This is a genomic window from Kribbella sp. NPDC006257, assembly GCF_040613535.1.
In the GTDB taxonomy this organism is placed as follows: Bacteria; Actinomycetota; Actinomycetes; order Propionibacteriales; family Kribbellaceae; genus Kribbella.
In genome coordinates this window covers 129,251-149,206 of sequence record NZ_JBEXSJ010000021.1, presented here as the reverse complement: position 1 = coordinate 149,206, position 19,956 = coordinate 129,251, and the positions used below count along the sequence as shown (strand labels likewise).

Here is a 19,956-nt window from a genome sequence, read left to right as displayed (position 1 = left end):
ACCCGCCGCCCCCGCACCAACACCACCACGGCAACCGCGCCACATGACACCCGCCCCACCAACACCACCACGCCGCACGACCCGCACCCCAGCAATACCCGCGCCGGTACCACCGCGACGCACGACCCCCACCCCAACAACAGCAACGCCGGCACTAGCGCTGGCGGCACGGGTGCACGGATCGAGTTGCGGATCACCGACCGGCCACCGCCCAGCGATCCTGACCGGTACACGCCGTCGGCTGCGCTGGACAGGTATGTCCGGTGGCGGGATCGCACCTGCCAGTTCCCGGGTTGCAACCGGCCGGCGGAATTCACTGACCTTGATCACCGGATGGCGTTCGCGGCCGGTGGGCGTACGACCGCAGCCAACTCGTGGTGCCTGTGCCGGCATCATCACCGCCTCAAGCACGAAGGCGGCTGGGAGATCGCCGCCAACCCCGACGGCAGCTGGACCTGGACCAGCCCCACCGGTCGCAGCTACCACAACAACCCCACCACCATCGACCCGCCTGGGCCGGCACAACCCGCAACGTCGCCTGATGCCGCGGAACCCTCGAGCCCACCCGGCTGCGCGTGACTGACCAGACGCCCGGTGGTTCGGTCGGCATGTTGTTGCCGTCCACAGCGCCTCGGTCTGTCCCGGAGATAGCGGCGCGGTCTGACATGCGGGGCGATCGGTGTCGCCAGTTGCCCGGTGCCACAACCCGGCGACGGCAACGCGGTCTGCCCCAGGGAGGGCGCGTGGGATGACCCGGGGACAGTAACGCGGTCCGATCGGGCGATGGCGAGCGTGGCTGACTGTCGGTCTCCTGATGCGAGCCGGTGAGAAGACTCATCAGGCGTATCACCAGGCGGCCGCCAGCCTGCACATCTTTCAGCGCCGCGGTATTGCTACCGCCCTCGTTGGAGAGCACTGCCTTGGGGTGGTCAACAGACGACGGTGAAGCCTCCTGGGAGTACAACAGCTCGTACTCCGGTGCGTTGCGCGCGCAGTCGGCCTTCGCTGTCGTAGCTGTAGGAGGTTCCGCTCGTCGGTAGGTCGACGGATCTCGCATGGTGATCCACGCTGGCGAAGAGCGCACCGCGGCCGAGTCGGAGGGACGAAACCATCGGCAGCAGGAGCACCGCGTCGATGGTGGGAGCCAAGGTCGCAGGGGTGGCGGTACCGGCGGGGATGGCGGTGCCGGCGCTGGTCGCGGCGGTGGCGGCGGGGATGGCGGTACCGGCGGGGATGGCGGTGCCGGCGCTGGTCGCGGTGGCGGCGGTGGCCGCGGTGGTGGTGAGGGTCGCGGTGGTGGCCGTGCTGGCGGTGGCGGTGGCGGTGGAGGTGGCGGTGAGGGTGGTGGATTGGGTGGGGAGGAGGGCGGGGAGGGTGATGGGGAGTAGGGCGCCGGGGGCTGCGGAGACGCCTTGGGGGCCGATGGTGCTGTGGTTGATGGTGCCTAGGGGGACCGGGCCGGCTTTCCAGGTGGTGTGGCCGGAGTTGGGGAGGAGGTTGACGATGGGGAGGAGTAGGCGGGGTTGCCGGGATGGGGTGAGGGTCCAGGTTGCGGTTCCGCCGGGCGGTACTGCGATGTAGGAGCCGTTGCTCCATTGGGATTCGCCGGTCCAGGGGGATGGCGGAGTGACTACCTCGGCGCCGGATCCGAGTTGAGCGGACTCGGCCTCGACGAGTTCCAGGCCGGACAGGGAGCGGTCGGCGGGGCCGAATTGTTGGGCCAGGCGGGCGACATCGGGGTGGTTGTCGAGGGCAAGCATCGAGAGCAGGCCGTGGATGGTGGACTCGGCGCCGGAGTTGCGGTTGATCACGCCGTCGCCGGAGATACCGTCGTACGTGATGCCTGTGGTGGGGTCGTACGTCGGGGTGTTCGCTCGGTTGGCGCCGAAGTACCAGGCTGCGGTGAAGGCGGCGACCTGTCGGAGACCGGGGAGATTGGCGGCGCGGGCGACACTCAACAAGGCCTGCAGCCGAGCGTCGACGCCGTACGCGATCTGGGTGCGGTCGATCGGGGCCGGGAGCCAGCCGTTGTCTGGGCCGCCGGCAGTTAGCAGCAGTGGGGTGAAGCCGGCGGCGTCTCCGATGGCAGCACCTAGAAGTGAGTTGTCGTGCAAAACGGTAGCGGCTGCGGCGAGGGCGGAGGGCATCTGGGCGCCCCAGGCGTGCCAGTCGGAGATCGACTCGCCCCAAGGGAGCAGGGCGCGGAACGGCCAGGTTCGGGTGGTTCCGGTGGCCATCGCGGCGATAGCTGAGGCAAAGCGGGACAGCGCTCGGCGGGCGCGGGAGGACCCGCCGGCTTGGACATAGGCCGACAGACCTAGGACTGCTTCGGAGGTGGCGTCTGCTCCGGCGACGATCAACCAGGCTGGTACGCGGCGTCCGTCCACGACGTTCCACTTGCCGTAGGAGGCCAGGACTTGTCGTTCGAGTGCAGTGATCGCCAGCTCTAGGCGGGAGCGGAGGAATGAGGCGAAGGCGGCGTCGGCTGAGCGGAAGGTTGCGTAGCCCTCGCCTAGTGCCCAGACCGTGCGGGCTAGCCAGTACGACGGGCCGGAGTCCGATGGGTCGGGGAGCTCGACGGGATCCGCGCTCGGGTTCAGGGTGCCGTCTGGTTGCATCCAGAGCACTACGTTGCCTGCCGACGGGCCGGTGACTGTTTGCAGGAAGGTCAGCCCGCGGAGGAGTCCGCGAGCAGCTGCGAGGCTGTGGGCGTCGTGCTTGAGTTGGTAGTGGCGCAGGTAGACGACGGCGGCCCGGGCGATGTCGTCCGCATTGAAGGCGCCCTGGCCGTAGGTGTTGGTCGCCGGGTCGTAGGCGCCACCGCCGACGCGGGCGTACGAGCCGTCGTCCCGATGGTCGGCATAGGTCCAGAGCACGCCGAGCGGTTCGGGGCCATAGGCAACATGTCCATAAACGGCCGGCGGCGTGACGACATCTCCCAGGAAGTCGAGATGTGCCAAGTTGGCCAGCCGGCGCCGTGGGGGCGAGGCGGAGGCGGGTGATGGGAGCCCGGTGGCAGCGACGACCGCTAGAGCGCCACTGCCAAGGAGAACCGTGCGACGGGTTGTCATGGGAGGCGGTCCAATCTGGCGACGCCGATTTTGGCGTCGGCCATTCCGTAGAAGACGTAGTGGAGGCCGTCGATCTCCTCGATGGCGGTGGGGAACACGACGTTGCCGACGGTGCCGATGCGTTCCTCTTCGGTTTCCGGGACCAGGATCGGCTCGGCGGTGCGATCGAGGACGCGGGTCACATCCGCCGGATCAAGGAGCAGCGCGCCCGCGGCGTACGAGACCTTCTGGGTGGTCGGATCGAACCCGACCGGCTGCTCCCCCGTCACCCCGTGGTGAATCACCAGCCACCCCTCCGGCACCCGCAGCGGCGCGGGTCCGGCGCCGACCTTGAGTTCCTCGAACGGGTACTCCGACATCGCCACCAGCCGATGCTGCCGGAGATGCACCAGATTCGACAGCGACCGCTCCACCTCGGCGACGGGCACGAACGACACCCAGATCCCCGGCCGGTCGTCCGTCACCCCGGCCGGCAGATGCACGCCCTCTCCTTCGCGGAACCAGCCGAGATCCCACATCGGCCGGTGCAACATCGCGTACGCCGGTTCGCCGTCCGGCCCCGGCACCGGTTCGGGAAAGAACACCGTGTCCTTGTTCGGGAACAGGTTCAGATCCGTGTCCAGGTCAGCCTGATACTCGAAGTGCAACGGCCCCAGCCGAGTCCAGGAGCGCAGGTCCGAAGACACGGCCAACGCCGGCTTCGGCCCAAGCGGCCCATAGGCGACATAAGTCATCACGTGCCGACCCAGCGAAGGAATCCAGGTGACCCGAGGATCCTCGACACCGGCATTGTTCTTGCCACGCTCCCAGCCCTCATCCGGTGCGAGCACGATCCCCTTCCGGCGTACGCCGGTGGGCACCCCGTCGGTCAGCTCGACCTCGGCCAACCCGACCCGGGAGATGTTGCCTGGCGCAACCAACCTCGGCAACAGGTAGAGCTTCCCGTCCGGACCGTAACCACTGGCGGGATTCAGCACCCCTTCGGATTCGAGCGAGTTGCCGGGCTCCGGCGTCATCACGACACCAAGGCGGGTCAACGTATAAGGAACAGTCACGACAAACCTTTCACAACCTAGCCTTTGACCCCGGATTCGAGGCTCGAGGAGATGAAGCGGCGCTGGAAGATGACGAAGAGCAGAACCGCGGGCGCCGCGAGCACACAAGCACCGGCCAGCACCGCACCGAACGGATTCGCAGCGCGCGCCGATACCGTGGTGATGTAGTTGGACAACGACACAGCCAGTGGCTGAAGACCTTGTTGTTTGGTGATCAGGAACGGCCAGAGGAACTCGTTCCACGGCCCGATGAAGGTCAGTAGTACGCCGGTCAGCAACGCAGGTTTCACCAGCGGAACTGCGACCCGCCAGAGAATGGCGAGCTCGCCGGCTCCATCGATTCGTGCGGCGTCGAACAGCTCCTGCGGCAACTGCAGGAAGTACTGCCGGAACACGAACACTGCGGTCGAGTTGATCAGGAACGGCAAGATCATGCCGAGGTACGAATCAGCGAGCCCGTAGCTGCGCACGATCAACACATACAGCGGAATCGTCAGCAACTGGAACGGAATGACCTGCACCAGCAACATCAGGTTGAACACCGTCCCCCGGCCGCGGAACTGCAACCGGGCCAGCGCATACCCGGCCAGTACGCCGAACACCAGCGTCCCGAGAATGACGCCGCCGGTGAAGATCCCCGAGTTCAGCAACGACTTGCCGAGGTTGATCGCCGCGTTGATCTCCTGGTAGTTGTGCAAGGTGAGGTTCCCCGGCGAGGGAAACGCACCGCCAACCGACGAGTCCGGCGAGGCCTGCAGGCTGCCGATCAGCATGTAGTAGAAGGGGAACAGGAAGACGAATGCCCCCAGCAACAAGGCGATGAACCGCCACGGACTCTTCATCAGCTCTCCCGATCCAGTAGCCGGCGCTGGATCAGCGCCAGGATCAGCACACCGATCACCAGCAGTACGCCGATCGCCGAGCCGACGTCGGGATTCCCCTGCTCGATGCCGCGCTGGTACATGATCAGCACCGGCGAGGCGGATGCTCCGTTCGGACCACCGCCGCCGGTCAACAGATACGGCTCGGTGAACAGGTTCGCCCCGGTCACTGTGGCCAGCAGCACCACCAGCGTCGTGGCCGGCCGAACCCCTGGGACCGTGACGTTGCGGAACGACTTCCACCGCCCGGCGCCGTCCATGGACGCGGCCTCGTACAGGTCCTTCGACACGTTCTGCAACGCGGCCAGGTAGAGCAGGATGAAGAACCCGAGCTGCTTCCAGGTGACATAGACCGCCACCGTCGGCATGGCGAGCTTGGAGTTCACCAGCCACGACGGATCGGGAGCCAGCGGTCCCAGCACCGAGTTCACCAGGCCGTCGGAGTTGAACAGGAACAACCACACGCCGACCACGGCCACCGAAGCCGTCACATAAGGCACGTAATAGGAAACCCGGAAGAACCCCCGCCACCGGATCGCTGCATTCAGCGACCAGGCCAGTAGCAACGAGAGCACCACGGTCAGCGGCACGTTGATCAGTAGGAAGATCCCGACGTTCGCGAAGGACCTCCGGACCGCCGGGTCCGACAGCACGGTCGCGTAGTTGGCGAACCCCACCCACGGCCGGTCCACGATCGCGCCCGGCGCCGCGAAGAAGTAGTCGTGGAAGGACATGTAGACCGCGAACCCGAGCGGATAGGCGAGGACAGCCGCCAGGAAGACCACGTACGGCGTGACGAAGGCCGTCCCGATCGGCTGCTTGCCGACCACCCGGGCGACGCCCCCGTCGGTCGCCCGGTCGCGCGGCCTCATGATCCGGAGGCGAGCTGATCGACCTTCTGGACTGCTCCGTCGAGTGCTGCGCCCGGATCCTGCTGACCGAAGATGACCGACTTCGACCAGGCGTCGCGGAAGGTCTGCCAGATCGTGATGGAGTTCGGGACGTTCGGCACCTCGACCGTACGGGCCGCCTGGTCCGCGAAGGCCTTGTAGTCAGGGTTCTTGGCGAAGTAGTCCGGGTACGCGGTCGCCACGCCGTCCCGGAGCGGCATCTGACCGGTCGCCTCGAGGAACTTGCCGTCCTGCTCCTTGCTGGTGGCGAACTTCAGCACGTCCCAGGCCGTCCCGCGGTTCTTGCATGCGGAGTACATTGCGACGTTCTTCGCATCACTGAACGTGTAGGTGTCAGCGGCGGACTTGCCGGTCGACGTCGGCACCGGCACGGCGCCCCACTCGACCTTGCCCTTGTACGTCGCGATCGCCCACGGACCGACGATCGCCATCGCGGCCTTGCCGTCGACGAACGAGTCACCGTTGTACTTCTCCTGCGAGGCCAGCTTCTCGGCGTACAGGGTCCGCCAGAATGCGGCGACCTTCTTGCCCTCGTCCGAGGCGAACTGCGACTTGCCGTCGGCAACCAGTTGCTTGCCACCGGTCTCGGCCGCGAAGAGCGGATAGAAGTCGAACCAGGACTGGAAGAACTCGTTGCTCGGCGCCGGATAGATCGCGTACTTCGCCCCGCCGGCGGCGACCACCTTCCGCGAGGTCGCCAGGAATTCGTCGTACGTCGCCAGCGGCGGTTTCGCCGTGTCGATCCCGGCCTTCGCGAACGCCTTCTTGTTGTAGAAGATCATCACCGGGTTGGCTTTCCAGGGCAGCTGGTAGTACTTGCCATCGGTCGACTTGTACTGCGAAGCGACCTTCCCGCTGCGGGATTCGATGTACGACTTGCCGTCGGAGAAGCTGTCGAGCGCCACCAGGCCACCCTGCTTCTGGAACTGCGAGACCGACGCCGGCGAGGTGTTGAAGATCAGGCAGGGCGCATTGCCGGCCGTGATCGCGGCACCGATCACCTCTTCGGACGACTTGCCGGTCGGGATCTCCTGGCCGGTCACCTTCTGGTCCGCGTGCGCGGAGTTCCAGGAGGCGACCATCTGCTTGGCCCAGGCGACTTCCTCGGCGTTGTTGGAATACCAGACCGTGATCGGGCCCTTTGCGGAGGCGGCAGCGTCGGCGTTGCCGCCACCACCTCCGCCGCAGGCGGCCGCAGTACCGGCCAGTCCCAGTGCGAGCAGGACGGATGTGAGTTTTCGGTTCATTGCTCCTCCAAAAGAGCCGTGGAGTTCCGGACGACGAGCTGGGCCGGTGGGAGCTCCACATCGGCGACGTCACCGTCGCCGTCGATCGACTGGATCAAGGTGGTGGCGGCGGTGGCACCGAAGGCGAACGGATCGGCGCGCACGGTGGTCAGGCCGGGATGGACGAACTCGGCCAGTTCGCTGTCGTCGAAGCCGGCGACGCTGAGGTCGTCGGGCACGGTCAGGCCGGCCTGGTGGGCCGCGCCGATGCCGGCGATGGCCATCCGGTCATTGGCGTAGAAGATCGCGGTCGGCGGCTCGGGCAGGGCCAGCAGCCGCTTGGTCGCCTCGGTCCCACCCGCGGCGGTGAAGTCGCTGGCCTCGATCGCGACCGGCTCGAGACCGGCGGCCGCCAACGCCGATGTGAAGGCCGTCAGACGCGCGGTCGCGTGCACGAAGGCCTGCGGCCCGGCGACGTGGGCGATCTTGCGATGACCGAGCTGCAGCAGGTGCTCGACGACCGCGATCGTGCCCGGCCGGTCGTCGAGGCAGACCGCCGGGAAGGGGGACGCGGTGTCGGGCCGGTTCAGCGTCACCGCGGGCAGACCGAGCTCGACCAGGAGATCGATTCTGGGGTCGTCGTGCCGGAGGTCGGACAGGAACACCCCGTCCACCCGGCCGTCCTGAGCCAACCGGCGGTAGCCGGCCGCCTCGTCCTCACCGGGCGTCACCACCTGCAGGACCAGCGCCTGCCCGCGGGGTGCGAGCACGCTCTCGACGCCGGCGATGAAGGCCGGGAAGAACGGGTCCGACGAGAGCACGGCCGGGTCCCTGGTGATGACCAGGCCGAGCGCGAAGGCCTTCGAGACCGACAGCGATCGGGCCCGGTTGCTGGGCCGCCAGCCGAGCTCGTCCGCGGCCGCGAGGATCCGGTCGACGGTCCCCTGGGCCAGGCCGGGGCGTCCGTTCAGGGCGAAGGACACCGCACCCTTTGAGACGCCTGCCCGGGTGGCCACATCGGCGATCGTCGGCCGTCCCTTGCTCATCCGCACCCTCGTTCTGAGTGTTTAAACCGGTTTAATCGCACACTAAACCGGTGCAAACCCGCAGAGTCAAGAGCTGAGAGCAAAAGCAGAGGAAGGCAGGAAAGCGCCAGAAGGCGGTGCGCAGTAACGCGCTGATCGACAAGTTCCGCGCATTCGTTTGCAGTTGTTCCTTGACGAGGCGGCCCGGGCGTGGCTTAACTAGGGCGCCAAGCACCACGCAAGCCGGTGCTGAGTGACGCACCCAGCCGGTACAGGGCCCCGCGCCCGAAGTCCGGTACTCCGGCGCCAGGGCTCATGCCCGAGGCGGGGTAGCGTCCACGGGACCGATGGAGCCAATCGTGTCCGTATCTCGCCCGCTCGCCCTCCGTCTGCTGGCCGGTGGCTTCGCCGCCGCCCTGGCACTGACCGCCCTCGTCTCGGTGCAAAGCCGGACTCCCGCCTCGGCAGCCGTCACGCTGCCACCGACCCATGCCAAGTTCGACTATCAGATCGGCGGCGCCTACACGCCGCCCGCCGGGATCCAGGTCGTCACCCGCGACCGGACCGCCGCGCCCGCCGCCGGCCTCTACAACATCTGCTACGTGAACGCGTTCCAGGTCCAGCCCGGCGAGCAGGGGCAGTGGGACTCCGACCTGCTGCTCCGCGATGCCCAGGGGAACGTCGTCATCGACGAGGACTGGGGCGAGGCACTGCTCGACATCCGTACGACGGCCAAGCAGACCCGGGTCGCGGCCAAGGTCAACGGCTGGATCGACGGCTGTGCGGCCAAGGGCTACAAGGCCATCGAGCCGGACAACTACGACAGCTACAGCCGCTCGAAGAACCTGATCACCACCGGTCAGGCCAAGGCGTACCTGAAGCTGCTCGCCGCCCACGCGCACTCGATGAACCTCGCCATCGCCCAGAAGAACACCGTCGAACTGGCCGGCTCCCGGACCAGCGTCGGCCTGGACTTCGCCGTCGCCGAGGAGTGTGGCCAGTACGACGAGTGCGGCGACTACGTCGACGCCTTTGGCAACAACGTGATCGTGATCGAGTACACCAACAGCGGCCGCACCAAGGCCTGCAGCCAGTTCGGTTCAACGCTGACCATCGTGCAGCGCGACGTCGACGTCAAGACGCCGGGTCAGAGCGGCTACGTCCGCAAGACCTGCTGACCGCATCCCTCCACCAGCAGTAGTCCTCTGAGGAGGTCACCCATGCCATCACCATCTCGCCGCGACGTTCTGCGCGCGGCCGTCGTGCTCGCCGCGTCCGGTTCACTGGCCGCCTGTGGCAAGTCCGGAGACGAGGGGGTCGGCGCCGACGGCGTCGTCACCGTCGACCTCTGGCACGGCCAGGTGGACACCGGGAAGAAGGCGATCGATGCCTTGGTCAAGGAGTTCAACCAGACCCATCCCAAGATCAAGGTCGTAGGTGGTGGTGGCGGGGTGACCGCCGACAGCATGCTGCAGAAGGTCACCGCCGGTCTCGCGGCCGGGTCCTATCCCGATATCGCGTACATCTTCGGGTCGGACCTGGCCAGCATGACCCGCAGTCCCCAGGTGGCCGACTTGACCTCGGCCGTGGACCTCAAGGACTACTGGCCGGCCGCCCGGGACGCGGTGACCGTGCAGGGCAAGGTTCGCGCAATGCCTGCCCTACTCGACTCGCTCTGCGTTGTATACAACAAGAAACTCTTCGCCGCGGCCGGCCTGCCGGCTCCCAAGGCCGGCTGGACGTGGGACGACTTCGTGGCCACTTCGAAGCAGTTGACCAACCCTGCCAAGGGTGTTTTCGGAACCGGCTGGCCTGGTGTCGGCGACGAGGACACGGTCTGGCGGCTCTGGCCGATGATCTGGGACCTCGGCGGCGATGTCGTCAGCGCCGACGGCAAGACGGTCGGCTTCGACAAGGTCGGCGAGCAGGCGCTCGGCACGCTCGACCGGCTGCGCACCGACAAGTCCCTGTACGTCGACCCGAAGCCCGGTGGCGAACAGCTCTACCAGGTCTTCCTCGGCGGCCGGATGGGAATGGTTGCCACCGGCCCCTGGCAACTCCCCGATGTGATCGACAAGGGCCTCGACTACGGCGTCGTCCCACTTCCGTCGTACTCCGGTAAGCCGCTCACCATCTCCGGCCCCGACACCTGGACCGTGTTCGACAACGGCTCCGCCAAGGTCAAGGCCGCGACCGAGTTCCTCACCTGGCTGACCACCCCGAAGCAGGACGTCCGCTGGGACATCCAGGGTGGCAGCCTGCCCCTGACCACGGCTACAGCCGCTCTGCCCGAGTGGAAGAAGCATTCATCCAGTACTACGGGGTTGCAGACCTTCGTGGATTCGCTGGAGACCGCCCGGGTCCGGCCGACCATCACGGCGTACCCGAAGATCTCCCAGCAACTCGGTCAGGCGATCGTCGCGGTACTGCTCGGCAAGAAGTCGCCGGCCGACGCGCTGAAGGAGTGCGTCGACCAGTCCAACGCGATTCTCGCGGTGCCGAACTGATGGCCAGCGTCGTCGGCACCTTCACGATCGATCCACGAGCCCGGCAGGCGGCGGCCAAACGGCGTACCAGGGGTGAAGGTGCTACCGCCTGGGCGTTCGTCAGTCCGTCGGTGCTGATCATTCTCGGGCTCAGCATCGTGCCGGTGGTCTGGTCGTTGCTGTTGTCGTTCCAGGCCAACGACTTGGTCTCCCCCAGCCGGTGGGTCGGGTTGGCCAACTATCAAGCGTTGAAGGCGGATCCTGCGTTCAAGGCGGCCGTCGAGCACACGCTGGTCTACACGGCGCTGTATGTGCCACTGAGTGTTGTCGGCGGGCTCGGGATCGCGTTGATGCTGGACCGGCAGATCCGGTTCATCAGCATCTACCGCACGCTCGTCTTCGTGCCGTTCGTGGTTTCGGCGGCGGCGCAGGGCGTCTTGTTCTCCTTTGTTCTCGACCCCGAATTCGGCGCGGCGAACTCGGTGCTGCACAAGCTGGGGCTGCCCGCGCAGGGGTTCTTCAGTGATCCCGGGCAGGCGCTCTATCTGCTGGTCGCGATCTCCTTGTGGAGCGGTACCGGCTTCTGCGTGATCGTGTATCTCGCTGCCCTGCAAGGCGTTCCAGGTGAACTGGTCGAGGCGGCAAGGATCGATGGTGCGGGCCGGGCGAGCGTACTGCGTCATGTGGTGCTCCCGACGCTCACACCTGTCACCGTGTTCCTGGTGCTGTTTCAGACGATCAACGCGTTGCAGGTCTTCGATCTGGTCTTCGTCACCACCAAGGGCGGGCCGCTGGGGTCGACGACGGTGATCGTCTACTTCATCTGGGAGAAGGCGTTCAAGACGTTCACGGCCGGCTACAGCGCTGCGGCGGCGTACGCGCTGGCGGTTGCGCTCTTGCTGGCTGGACTCCTGCTGCAGCTGTACCAACGCCGGAGGGCAGCAAGATGAAGAGGCTGCCGTTCAGTCCCTGGCACTTTGTACTGGCGCCACTGGCTTTGCTGTTCGCGCTGCCGTTGATCTGGTTGCTGGTCAGCTCGGTGATGAGCAACGCGGAGATCAACAAGTTCCCACCCGCGCTCTGGCCGTCGGGGATCAAGCTCGACGGCTACCGGTTCGTGCTCGGGAACGCTTTGTTCCCCAGGTGGTTCCTGAACTCGTTCATCGTCTCGGCGGTCGCGGTGACGGCGAACCTGGTCTTCGGATCGCTCGGCGGGTACGCGTTCGCCCGGATGCGGTTCACCGGGTCGAAGCTGCTGCTCGGGCTGATGCTCGCGACGATGGTGATCCCGTTCCAGCTGACCATGATCCCGACCTTCCTGGTGATGAAGGACCTCGGCCTGATCGACACCCTCGGCGCGCTGATCATCCCGTCGCTGGTGACGCCGTTCTCGGTCTTCCTGTTCCGCCAGTTCTTCGTGACCCTCCCCCGCGAGCTCGAAGAGGCGGCCTGGATCGACGGCTGCGGCCGGCTCCGGATCCTGATCTCGGTCGTCCTCCCGCTCGCCCGGCCGGCCCTCAGCACGGTCGCCGTACTGACCTTCCTGAGCACCTGGAACGACCTGACCTGGCCGTTGATCGCGATCAACCACGACGCGAACTACACCCTCCAGCTCGGCCTGACCACCTTCCAGGGCCAGCACCACACCCAATGGGCAGCCGTGATGGCGGGCAACGTCATCACCGTGCTGCCGGTGCTGCTCGGCTTCCTGCTTGCCCAGAAGGCGTTCATCCGCTCGCTGGCCTCTACCGGACTCAAAGGCTGATATGAAGACAATCGACCTGCTCGTCATCGGCGACGCCAATCCCGACGTGGTGATCGGCCCGGTGAACCAACCCCTGACCTTCGGCCAGCGCGAGCGCCTGGTTCCAACGGGGGCACTCTGTCTCGGCGGGTCGGCCGCGATCATGGCCTGCGGTGCCGCCCGGCTCGGCCTCAGCGTCGCCTTCGCTGGCCGGGTCGGCGACGACCCGGCCGGCGCGTTCGTCCGGGCCTCCCTGGAGGAGCGTGGCGTGGACACCACTGCGCTGGTGGTGGACGGCATCCTGCCGACGCCGTTGACGACCGTGCTCACCTCCGCCGGGGATCGCGCGATCCTCACCGCTGCGGGCTGCCTGGCGGCAACCACGGCGTACGACGTACCGGCTGAGCTGTTGCGTTCTGTCCGGCATGTGCACGCGGCGTCGTTCTACCTCATGCCGGAGCTGGCTGCTGGGCTTGCTGGAATTTTCAAGGAGGCTCGGAGCAACAAGGCGACGACTTCGCTCGACACTAACGACGACCCGGCCGACCGCTGGGACCGGATGGTGCTCGATCCGGTACTGCGGGTCACCGACATCCTGCTCCCGAACGCGGCCGAGGCGCACGCGCTGACGGGTCATCCCGTGCTCGCCGACGCCGCCGGGATCCTGGCTCGCCGCGGCCCGCTGGTCGTGGTGAAGAACGGTGCCGACGGGGCGATCGCGCACGACGGCTCTGCGGTGCTGACAACCGAAGCGCTACCGGTTGAGCCGGTGGACACGATCGGCGCGGGCGACAGCTTCGACGCCGGCTTCATCACCGCCGTACTGCGTGGCTTCGGGCGGGCGCAGGCTTTGAAGATTGCGGCGGCCTGTGGATCGCTGTCGACGCGGGCAGCCGGTGGCACCGCGGCTCAGCCGGATTGGGATCTGGCACTGGAGAGTGCACGATGACGAAGGTTGCGTTCATCGGTGCGGGGAGTGTCGTCTTCACCCAGGGCCTGCTCGCCGATCTGTTCAGCTTCGAGGATCTCGATGAGCTGCACATCGCCTTGCACGACATCGATCCCGAGCGACTCGACACCGCTGCCGGAGCTGCGAGATTCATCGCGGGTGAGAGGGGTCGGGAAGCGCGGATCACGACTCACTTGGATCGGCGGGTGGCGCTCGACGGTGCGGACTTCGTGATCAACATCGTGCAGGTGGGGATGAGCGAGGCGACCCGGATCGACTTCGAAGTGCCCGCGAAGTACGGCGTACGGCAGACGATCGGTGACACGCTCGGCGTCGGTGGAGTGTTCCGGGCGCTGCGGACCTTCCCGGTGCTGAAAGGACTCGCCGAGGACATCGCCGCGTGCTGTCCGGACGCATGGCTGCTCAACTACACCAACCCGATGGCGATGAACGTCTGGTACCTCAAGGCGCTCGGCGTCCGCAACGTCGTCGGCCTCTGCCACTCGGTCTACTGGACGATGAACGACCTCTCCCAGCTGGTGGGCGTCCCGTACGCCGATGTCACGTATCTCGCCGCCGGTGTCAACCACCAAGCCTGGGTACTACGGTTCGAAAGCGCCGGCCAGGATCTCTATCCTCGGCTGGACGCGTTGATCGCAAAGGATCCGGAGCTGCGCCGACGCGTGCGGGTCGACATGTACCGGCGACTCGGGTACTACCCGACCGAGACGAGTGAGCATTCGTCGGAGTACGTGCCCTGGTACCTGTCGCACCAGTCCGAGGTGGACCGGCTGCGGCTGCCGATCGGCGACTACCTGCGGATCGTCGAGGAGAACGTGGCGCTCTACGAAGGCACCCGGGACGCCTTGAAGCGAGGCGAACCGCTGCCGGTCGAGGGAACTATGGAGTACGCGCCGCAGGTGATCCACAGCATCGTCACCGGTACGCCACGGACGATCTACGGGAACGTCGTCAATCACGGACTCATCTCCAACCTGCCAGGAGGATCCGTGGTCGAAGTCCCTTGCCTGGTTGACGGTTCGGGGGTTCAACCGACTGCGGTCGGCGCCTTGCCGGCTCAATGTGCGGCGCTGAACCGCGGCTACGTCAACGTCAATGAACTGGTCGTTCGCGCAGCGTTGGAGGACGACCCGCTGTCGATCCGGCAAGCGTTGCTGATGGATCCGGCGACTACGCTGCCCGTGGACCACTTATGGGCGCTCTGCAACGAACTGGTGGACGCCCACAGCAACTACCTGCAGCCGTCCTTGCGGGTCACCCTCTAGCTCGGTCCAAATAGCTGCGGTAGGTGGCGAGGTCGGCCAGGACCTCGGCAGCCGTGGTGGGCTTGTTGAGGGCGCCGACGCCCTGACCGGCGTACAGGGACGCAGAAGTGGGATCGGCGGCGCGGGTCGCGGCGACATACTCGTCGTGGCCGGCGTCGTCGGTCTTCAGGGCCTGCTCCTGGCCTTCCCAGCGGTCGTAGAAGGCGTTGCGGAGGGCACGGCCGCCGAATTCGTCCGGCCAGCCGGCTCGCGAGGCCGCATCGAAGACCGTTCCGTAGACGGTGGCGGTCTCGTCGGCGGCGAGCAGCGCCTGCTTGGATGTCTCCGGAGTGAGTGCTTCTTCGGCCGTGAGGAACGCCGTACCGATCCAGGCGCCCGCCGCACCGGCTGCGAGCACAGCAGCCAGACCTCGGGGACCGGAGATGCCACCGGCAGCGAGCACGGGAAGGTCGGTGAGGTCAAGAATCGCTTGCAGCAAAGGGAGTGTGCCGACCTGGTTGCGTCCGTGACCGCCGGCTTCGGCGCCCCGGGCGACGATCACGTCGGCGCCCGCGGCGATGCCTTCGCGGGCGTCGGCGACGGTGCCGGCCTGCATCGCCACCACGATTCCGGCCGCCTGCAGCTGTTCGACGTACGGCGTGAGCTCGCCGAAGCTGAGCGAGACGAGGGCGGGCCTGAGTTCGAGCACCGCCTCGAGGTGCTCGGGGTGGGTCGCGACGGACCAAGCCATCAGCCCGATGCCGTAGGGCTTCCCGCTCGCGGCGGCGACGGCGCCCTCGGTGCGGATCCAGTCAGCGGTGACCGCGGACCCGGCGCCGAGCATGCCGAGGCCACCGGCTGCCGAGATGGCCGCGGTCAGCCGGCCGCCGCTCACGTTCGCCATCGGTGCGCCGACCACCGGAAGGGACAACCCGAACTTCTCCGTCAGCCACGTTCCCATGACTCCAGGAAACAGCAAACCGCCCCGGGGATCACCCCGGGGCGGCTGTCTGTTGCGTCTCAGTTCTTGTAGACGTCCGAGGCCGGATCGCCGTGGCAGCGCTTGTACTTCTTGCCGGAGCCGCACGGGCAGACCGCGTTGCGCGGCGTACCGGCGTACTCCAGGGCGCCGCCCTCGGTCGCATCCATGTGCACTGACACCTCGTCGTCACCGTCGATCGTCGGCGCCGAGTAGGACAGCTTCTGCGGACGGCTGGAGCCGGTCAGCCCTTTCGCGCGCAGCTTCGGGGTGTCCTGCGGGCGCGGCGCGTCCTGCGGCCGGTCCTCGTCGTCACCGGAGTGCCGGCCCGGGAACTCGGCCACCGGCGCCCCCGGCACCAGGATGTCCTCGGCCTCGGTCTCCTCGAGCTCGGCCAGCTCCGCCTGCGCGGCCAGGTCGGCCTGCATCGCCTCGATGTCGACCTCGACGTTGAAGATGAAGGCGACCGACTCCTCCTTGATCGACTCCATCATCGCGGCGAACATGTCGTAGCCCTCGCGCTGGTACTCCACCAGCGGGTCGCGCTGCGCCATCGCGCGCAGGCCGATGCCCTCGCGCAGGTAGTCCATCTCGTAGAGGTGCTCGCGCCACTTGCGGTCCAGCACGCTGAGCACCACCCGGCGCTCCAGCTCGCGCATCGCGTCGCTGCCGAGCAGCTCCTCGCGCCGCGCGTAGGCCTCGCGGGCGTCGGTGACGAAGGTGTCGATCAAGAAGTCCTGGGTGAGCCCGGAGCGGTCGCCGCCGGCCTCCTCGATCAGCTGCTCCTCGGTGATCTCCGTCTGGTAGAGCGTCTTGAGCGCGGTGAACAGCGCGTCCAGGTCCCAGTCCTCGGCGAACCCGTCGGCGGTCGCACCCTGCACGTAGCCGGTGACGGTCTCCTCGAGCATGTCCTGGACCTGGTCGTGCAGGTCGGCCCCCTCGAGCACCCGGCGGCGCTCGGCGTACACGACGTGCCGCTGCCGGTTCATCACGTCGTCGTACTTGAGGATGTTCTTCCGGGTCTCGAAGTTCTGCGCCTCGACCTGGGACTGGGCCGACGCGATCGCCTTGGTGACGACCTTGTTCTCCAGCGGCACGGTGTCGTCGTCGTTGCGCGACATCGCCCAGTCGACCATCTCGCGCTTGAACAGCCGCATCAGGTCGTCTTCCAGCGACAGGTAGAAGCGGGACTCGCCCGGGTCGCCCTGGCGGCCGGAACGACCACGCAGCTGGTTGTCGATCCGGCGCGACTCGTGCCGCTCGGTGCCCAGCACGTACAGACCGCCGGCCTCGCGGACCTCGACCTGCTCGTCCTTCACCTGCTGCTCGAACTTCTCCAGGACCTTCGGGTACTCCGCCTCGTACTCCTCCGGGCTTTCCACCGGGTCGATCCCGCGGGACCGCAGGTCCTTGTCGGCCAGGTGCTCCGGGTTACCGCCGAGGATGATGTCGGTACCACGGCCGGCCATGTTGGTGGCCACCGTGACGGCGTTCTTGCGGCCCGCCTCGGCGACGATCGCGGCCTCCCGCGCGTGCTGCTTCGCGTTCAGCACCTCGTGCGCGATGTTGCGCTTGCGCAGCTGGGCGGACAGCCGCTCGGACTTCTCGACGCTCGTCGTACCGACCAGGATCGGCTGCCCGGTCTCGTGCCGCTTGGCGATGTCCTCCACCACGGCCTCGAACTTGGCTTCCTCGGTGCGGTAGATCAGGTCGCGCTGGTCCTGGCGGATCATCGGCTTGTTGGTCGGGATCGGGACGACGCCGAGGCCGTAGATCTTGGAGAACTCGGCCGCTTCCGTCATCGCCGTACCGGTCATGCCGGCCAGCTTGTTGTAGAGCCGGAAGTAGTTCTGCAAGGTGATGGTCGCGAGGGTCTGGTACTCCTCCTTGATCTCGACCTTCTCCTTGGCCTCGATCGCCTGGTGCAGGCCCTCGTTGTAGCGGCGGCCGTGCAGCGTGCGGCCGGTGTGCTCGTCGACGATCAGCACCTCGCCGTCGACGACCACGTAGTCCTTGTCCTTGCGGAACAGGTCCTTGGCCTTCAGCGCGTTGTTCAGGTAGCTGATCAGCGGGGTGTTGGCCGACTCGTACAGGTTGTCGATGCCGAGCCGGTCCTCGACCTTCTCGATCCCACGCTCGAGGATGGCGACGGTGCGCTTCTTCTCGTCCACCTCGTAGTCGGCGACCGGACGCTGTTCCTCGGGCACCTTGTCGTCGTTGAACCGCGGCTTCAGCGCCTGCGCCAGGTTGGCCATCTCGACGTACCAGCGCTGCGAGTCCTCGGCCGGGCCGGAGATGATCAGCGGGGTCCGGGCCTCGTCGACCAGGATCGAGTCGACCTCGTCCACGATCGCGTAGTTGTGCTCGCGCTGCACGCAGTCGGCGATATCCCCGGCCATGTTGTCGCGCAGGTAGTCGAACCCGAACTCGTTGTTGGTGCCGTAGGTGATGTCCTTGGCGTAGGCCACCCGGCGCTCGGCGGGGCTCATCTCCGGCAGGATCACGCCGTAGTCGAGGCCGAGGAAGTGGTACACCCGGCCCATCCACTCGGCCTGGAAGCGGGCCAGGTAGTCGTTCACCGTGACCACGTGCACGCCCTTGCCGGACAGCGCGTTCAGGTACGTCGGGAGGGTACCCACCAGGGTCTTGCCCTCACCGGTCTTCATCTCGGCGATGTTGCCCAGGTGCAGCGCCGCGCCACCCATGATCTGGACGTCGTAGTGCCGCTGGTGCAGGGTCCGCTTGGCCGCCTCGCGGACGACGGAGAAGGCTTCCGGGAGCAGTGCGTCGAGAGACTCCCCGTTGTCGACGCGCTGCTTGAACTCGGCCGTCTGGCCGCGCAGCTCCTCGTCGGTCATGTTCACGAAGTCGTCCTCGATCGAGTTGACCAGCTTCGCGATGCCCTCGAGCCGGCGGACGATCTTGCCCTCGCCGATTCGCAGTAACTTGTCGAACGCCTTCATCGTGGGGGGTCCACTCCTTGACTGTGCAGCCTTCAATGCGGCGGGTGCCTGACCGTGCGGGCCCAGTGACGACGGCAGCACGGACTACCCGCCTGGCGGGCGCCACCCATCCTACTGGGCCCCGAGCGTCAACCCACTGCCCGGCGCAATCCACACCCTCCCCCCACCCACGAGTGGGCTCACCAGAAAGTTCCGGTACGGCGGTCAGGAGCCGCGGAGGGCGAGGCTGAGGGCGGGGGCCAGGTCGCCTCCGCCTGCTACTCGGACCTGGTCGAGGCCTAGCCAGGTGGCTAGTTGGAGGAGTTCGGCGGCTAGTTCTTCGGGGGTTTCTGGTGGGGCGTGGGACTCGGAGTGGGCGGATTGGACCAGGAGGACGCCGGCGGCGCGGTCGGCTTTGAGGTCTACTCGGGCTACCAGGCGGTCGCCGAGGAGGAACGGGAGGACGTAGTAGCCGTAGACGCGTTTCTCGGCGGGGACGTAGATCTCGATGCGGTAGTGGAAGTCGAAGAGGACCTCGGTGCGGGTGCGCTCGTAGACGAGGGAGTCGAAGGGGCTCACCAGGGCCCGGGCGTTGACCCGGCGCGGCAGGCGGGCGTCGCGGTGCAGATACGCCGGCCGCTTCCAGCCGTCGATGGTGACCGGGAGCAGTTCGCCCTCCTCGACCAGCTCGCTGATCGCCTGGGCGGTCGGCGCGGGCGCGGTACGGAAGTAGTCCTTGAGACATTGCGCGGTGGCGACCCCGTGCGCGCGGGCCGCGATCGAGACCAGCCCGCGGTGCGCCTCCTCCAGCGAAGGCGTTGGCGTCGCCACCACCGAAGCAGGCAGCACCCGCTCCGGTACGTCGTACATCCGCTCGAACTGCTGGTTCCGCCGCGCCACGGTGATCTCACCGGCGAAGAACAGGAACTCCAGCGCCCGCTTCACGTCGGACCAGTTCCACCCCCAGTTGGTCCGGTCGCGCTCCACGTCGTCGTCGATCTCGCGCGCGGTCAGCGGCCCGTGCTCGCGGACATCGGCCAGCACCTGCTTGACCAGGTCCGGTCGCTCCGCCGCGATCGACCGCGGCCCGCCCCAGGCCTCGGTGGTCGCCCGCGCCATCCGCCAGCGCATCAGCGGATGCGTCTCGACCGGGATCAGCGACGCCTCGTGCGCCCAGTACTCCACCAGCTTGCGCGGCGGCTTCCCGGCGGCCCGGTCCAGCAGGTCCTTCGGATACGGACCCAGCCGCGAGTACAACGGCAGGTACTGCGCTCGGCTCAGCACGTTCACCGAGTCGATCTGGATCAGTCCGATCCGGCCGAGCACCCGGGACAGCGCGCGCATGTCCGGCACACCCTTCGGCCGCGGGTCCATGAACCCCTGCGCGGCCAGCCCGATCCGCCGCGCCTGCGGCACCGTCAA

At 67.2% G+C, this 19,956-nt stretch carries 16 protein-coding genes; 7 read left to right on the top strand and 9 right to left on the bottom strand.

All coding sequences use genetic code 11. From position 1 onward, the window contains the following. On the top strand, positions 1 to 579 hold a 579-nt coding region (locus ABZ004_RS24935), incomplete at its 5' end, for an HNH endonuclease signature motif containing protein (protein ID WP_355683237.1). A gap of 350 nt (positions 580 to 929) precedes the next feature. On the opposite strand, the gene ABZ004_RS24930 is transcribed toward ABZ004_RS24935, so the two are convergent. The 6 genes from ABZ004_RS24930 to ABZ004_RS24905 are packed head-to-tail and all read right to left on the bottom strand — an operon-like array spanning position 930 to position 8,190. Further along, positions 930 to 3,071, bottom strand: coding sequence for a hypothetical protein (locus tag ABZ004_RS24930; RefSeq protein WP_355683235.1), 2,142 nt, complete (start codon positions 3,069 to 3,071; stop codon positions 930 to 932). Beyond that, on the bottom strand, positions 3,068 to 4,126 hold the full coding sequence (locus tag ABZ004_RS24925) for a glycosidase (protein ID WP_355683233.1): 1,059 nt from the start codon (positions 4,124 to 4,126) through the stop codon (positions 3,068 to 3,070). The genes ABZ004_RS24930 and ABZ004_RS24925 overlap by 4 nt, the downstream gene beginning before the upstream one ends. A gap of 17 nt (positions 4,127 to 4,143) precedes the next feature. Further along, positions 4,144 to 4,968 (bottom strand): carbohydrate ABC transporter permease, encoded by an 825-nt coding sequence (locus ABZ004_RS24920; RefSeq protein WP_355683231.1) that lies wholly within the window; start codon positions 4,966 to 4,968, stop codon positions 4,144 to 4,146. Further along, positions 4,968 to 5,879, bottom strand: coding sequence for a sugar ABC transporter permease (locus ABZ004_RS24915; protein ID WP_355683229.1), 912 nt, complete (start codon positions 5,877 to 5,879; stop codon positions 4,968 to 4,970). The genes ABZ004_RS24920 and ABZ004_RS24915 overlap by 1 nt, the downstream gene beginning before the upstream one ends. Continuing rightward, positions 5,876 to 7,165 carry an extracellular solute-binding protein gene (locus ABZ004_RS24910; protein WP_355683227.1) on the bottom strand — a complete coding sequence of 430 codons (1,290 nt, stop codon included), beginning with the start codon at positions 7,163 to 7,165 and terminating at the stop codon, positions 5,876 to 5,878. The genes ABZ004_RS24915 and ABZ004_RS24910 overlap by 4 nt, the downstream gene beginning before the upstream one ends. Continuing rightward, the gene (locus tag ABZ004_RS24905) at positions 7,162 to 8,190 is read right to left on the bottom strand and encodes a LacI family DNA-binding transcriptional regulator (RefSeq protein ID WP_355683225.1); all 1,029 of its coding nucleotides are present in this window, start codon (positions 8,188 to 8,190) and stop codon (positions 7,162 to 7,164) included. Before ABZ004_RS24905 ends, ABZ004_RS24910 begins: the two co-directional genes overlap by 4 nt. Before the next feature lie 338 nt (positions 8,191 to 8,528). Between ABZ004_RS24905 and ABZ004_RS24900 the strand changes: the two genes are divergently transcribed. From ABZ004_RS24900 to ABZ004_RS24875, 6 genes are read left to right on the top strand one after another with little or no spacing between them, the layout of a single operon-like run. After that, the gene (locus tag ABZ004_RS24900) at positions 8,529 to 9,347 is read left to right on the top strand and encodes an endo alpha-1,4 polygalactosaminidase (RefSeq protein ID WP_355683224.1); all 819 of its coding nucleotides are present in this window, start codon (positions 8,529 to 8,531) and stop codon (positions 9,345 to 9,347) included. Positions 9,348 to 9,389: 42 nt separating this feature from the next. Continuing rightward, the gene (locus tag ABZ004_RS24895; protein WP_355683222.1) at positions 9,390 to 10,676 is read left to right on the top strand and encodes an ABC transporter substrate-binding protein; all 1,287 of its coding nucleotides are present in this window, start codon (positions 9,390 to 9,392) and stop codon (positions 10,674 to 10,676) included. Continuing rightward, complete coding sequence (locus tag ABZ004_RS24890; RefSeq protein ID WP_355683220.1) at positions 10,676 to 11,605, top strand: sugar ABC transporter permease; 930 nt, start codon at positions 10,676 to 10,678, stop codon at positions 11,603 to 11,605. The genes ABZ004_RS24895 and ABZ004_RS24890 overlap by 1 nt, the downstream gene beginning before the upstream one ends. Continuing rightward, complete coding sequence (locus ABZ004_RS24885; RefSeq protein WP_355683218.1) at positions 11,602 to 12,420, top strand: carbohydrate ABC transporter permease; 819 nt, start codon at positions 11,602 to 11,604, stop codon at positions 12,418 to 12,420. The genes ABZ004_RS24890 and ABZ004_RS24885 overlap by 4 nt, the downstream gene beginning before the upstream one ends. A gap of 1 nt (position 12,421) precedes the next feature. Further along, positions 12,422 to 13,348: a carbohydrate kinase family protein gene (locus tag ABZ004_RS24880; RefSeq protein ID WP_355683216.1), complete on the top strand. Its 927-nt coding sequence runs from the start codon at positions 12,422 to 12,424 to the stop codon at positions 13,346 to 13,348. Beyond that, complete coding sequence (locus tag ABZ004_RS24875; protein ID WP_355683214.1) at positions 13,345 to 14,634, top strand: alpha-glucosidase/alpha-galactosidase; 1,290 nt, start codon at positions 13,345 to 13,347, stop codon at positions 14,632 to 14,634. The genes ABZ004_RS24880 and ABZ004_RS24875 overlap by 4 nt, the downstream gene beginning before the upstream one ends. Here ABZ004_RS24875 and ABZ004_RS24870 read toward each other — a convergent pair. The 3 genes from ABZ004_RS24870 to ABZ004_RS24860 all read right to left on the bottom strand — a co-directional run bounded on the left by ABZ004_RS24870 (position 14,624) and on the right by ABZ004_RS24860 (position 19,908). Further along, complete coding sequence (locus ABZ004_RS24870) at positions 14,624 to 15,574, bottom strand: nitronate monooxygenase (protein ID WP_355683213.1); 951 nt, start codon at positions 15,572 to 15,574, stop codon at positions 14,624 to 14,626. The two genes, ABZ004_RS24875 and ABZ004_RS24870, sit on opposite strands and share 11 nt — an antisense overlap. A 59-nt stretch (positions 15,575 to 15,633) precedes the next feature. Continuing rightward, the gene (secA, locus tag ABZ004_RS24865; RefSeq protein ID WP_355683211.1) at positions 15,634 to 18,555 is read right to left on the bottom strand and encodes a preprotein translocase subunit SecA; all 2,922 of its coding nucleotides are present in this window, start codon (positions 18,553 to 18,555) and stop codon (positions 15,634 to 15,636) included. A gap of 204 nt (positions 18,556 to 18,759) precedes the next feature. Then, positions 18,760 to 19,908, bottom strand: a complete 1,149-nt coding sequence (locus tag ABZ004_RS24860) for a crosslink repair DNA glycosylase YcaQ family protein (protein ID WP_355683246.1) — start codon at positions 19,906 to 19,908, stop codon at positions 18,760 to 18,762. Positions 19,909 to 19,956: the final 48 nt, after the last annotated feature.

Excerpts from the sequence above, each read along its gene's own strand:
- ABZ004_RS24930 (WP_355683235.1), bottom strand. The coding sequence starts at position 3,071 with ATGACAACCCGTCGCACGGTTCTCCTTGGCAGTGGCGCTCTAGCGGTC.
- ABZ004_RS24920 (WP_355683231.1), bottom strand. The coding sequence starts at position 4,968 with ATGAAGAGTCCGTGGCGGTTCATCGCCTTGTTGCTGGGGGCATTCGTC.
- ABZ004_RS24915 (WP_355683229.1), bottom strand. The coding sequence starts at position 5,879 with ATGAGGCCGCGCGACCGGGCGACCGACGGGGGCGTCGCCCGGGTGGTC.
- ABZ004_RS24910 (WP_355683227.1), bottom strand. The coding sequence starts at position 7,165 with ATGAACCGAAAACTCACATCCGTCCTGCTCGCACTGGGACTGGCCGGT.
- ABZ004_RS24905 (WP_355683225.1), bottom strand. The coding sequence starts at position 8,190 with ATGAGCAAGGGACGGCCGACGATCGCCGATGTGGCCACCCGGGCAGGC.
- ABZ004_RS24895 (WP_355683222.1), top strand. The coding sequence starts at position 9,390 with ATGCCATCACCATCTCGCCGCGACGTTCTGCGCGCGGCCGTCGTGCTC.
- ABZ004_RS24890 (WP_355683220.1), top strand. The coding sequence starts at position 10,676 with ATGGCCAGCGTCGTCGGCACCTTCACGATCGATCCACGAGCCCGGCAG.
- ABZ004_RS24885 (WP_355683218.1), top strand. The coding sequence starts at position 11,602 with ATGAAGAGGCTGCCGTTCAGTCCCTGGCACTTTGTACTGGCGCCACTG.
- ABZ004_RS24880 (WP_355683216.1), top strand. The coding sequence starts at position 12,422 with ATGAAGACAATCGACCTGCTCGTCATCGGCGACGCCAATCCCGACGTG.
- ABZ004_RS24875 (WP_355683214.1), top strand. The coding sequence starts at position 13,345 with ATGACGAAGGTTGCGTTCATCGGTGCGGGGAGTGTCGTCTTCACCCAG.
- ABZ004_RS24870 (WP_355683213.1), bottom strand. The coding sequence starts at position 15,574 with ATGGGAACGTGGCTGACGGAGAAGTTCGGGTTGTCCCTTCCGGTGGTC.
- secA (WP_355683211.1), bottom strand. The coding sequence starts at position 18,555 with ATGAAGGCGTTCGACAAGTTACTGCGAATCGGCGAGGGCAAGATCGTC.
- ABZ004_RS24860 (WP_355683246.1), bottom strand. The coding sequence starts at position 19,908 with ATGGACCCGCGGCCGAAGGGTGTGCCGGACATGCGCGCGCTGTCCCGG.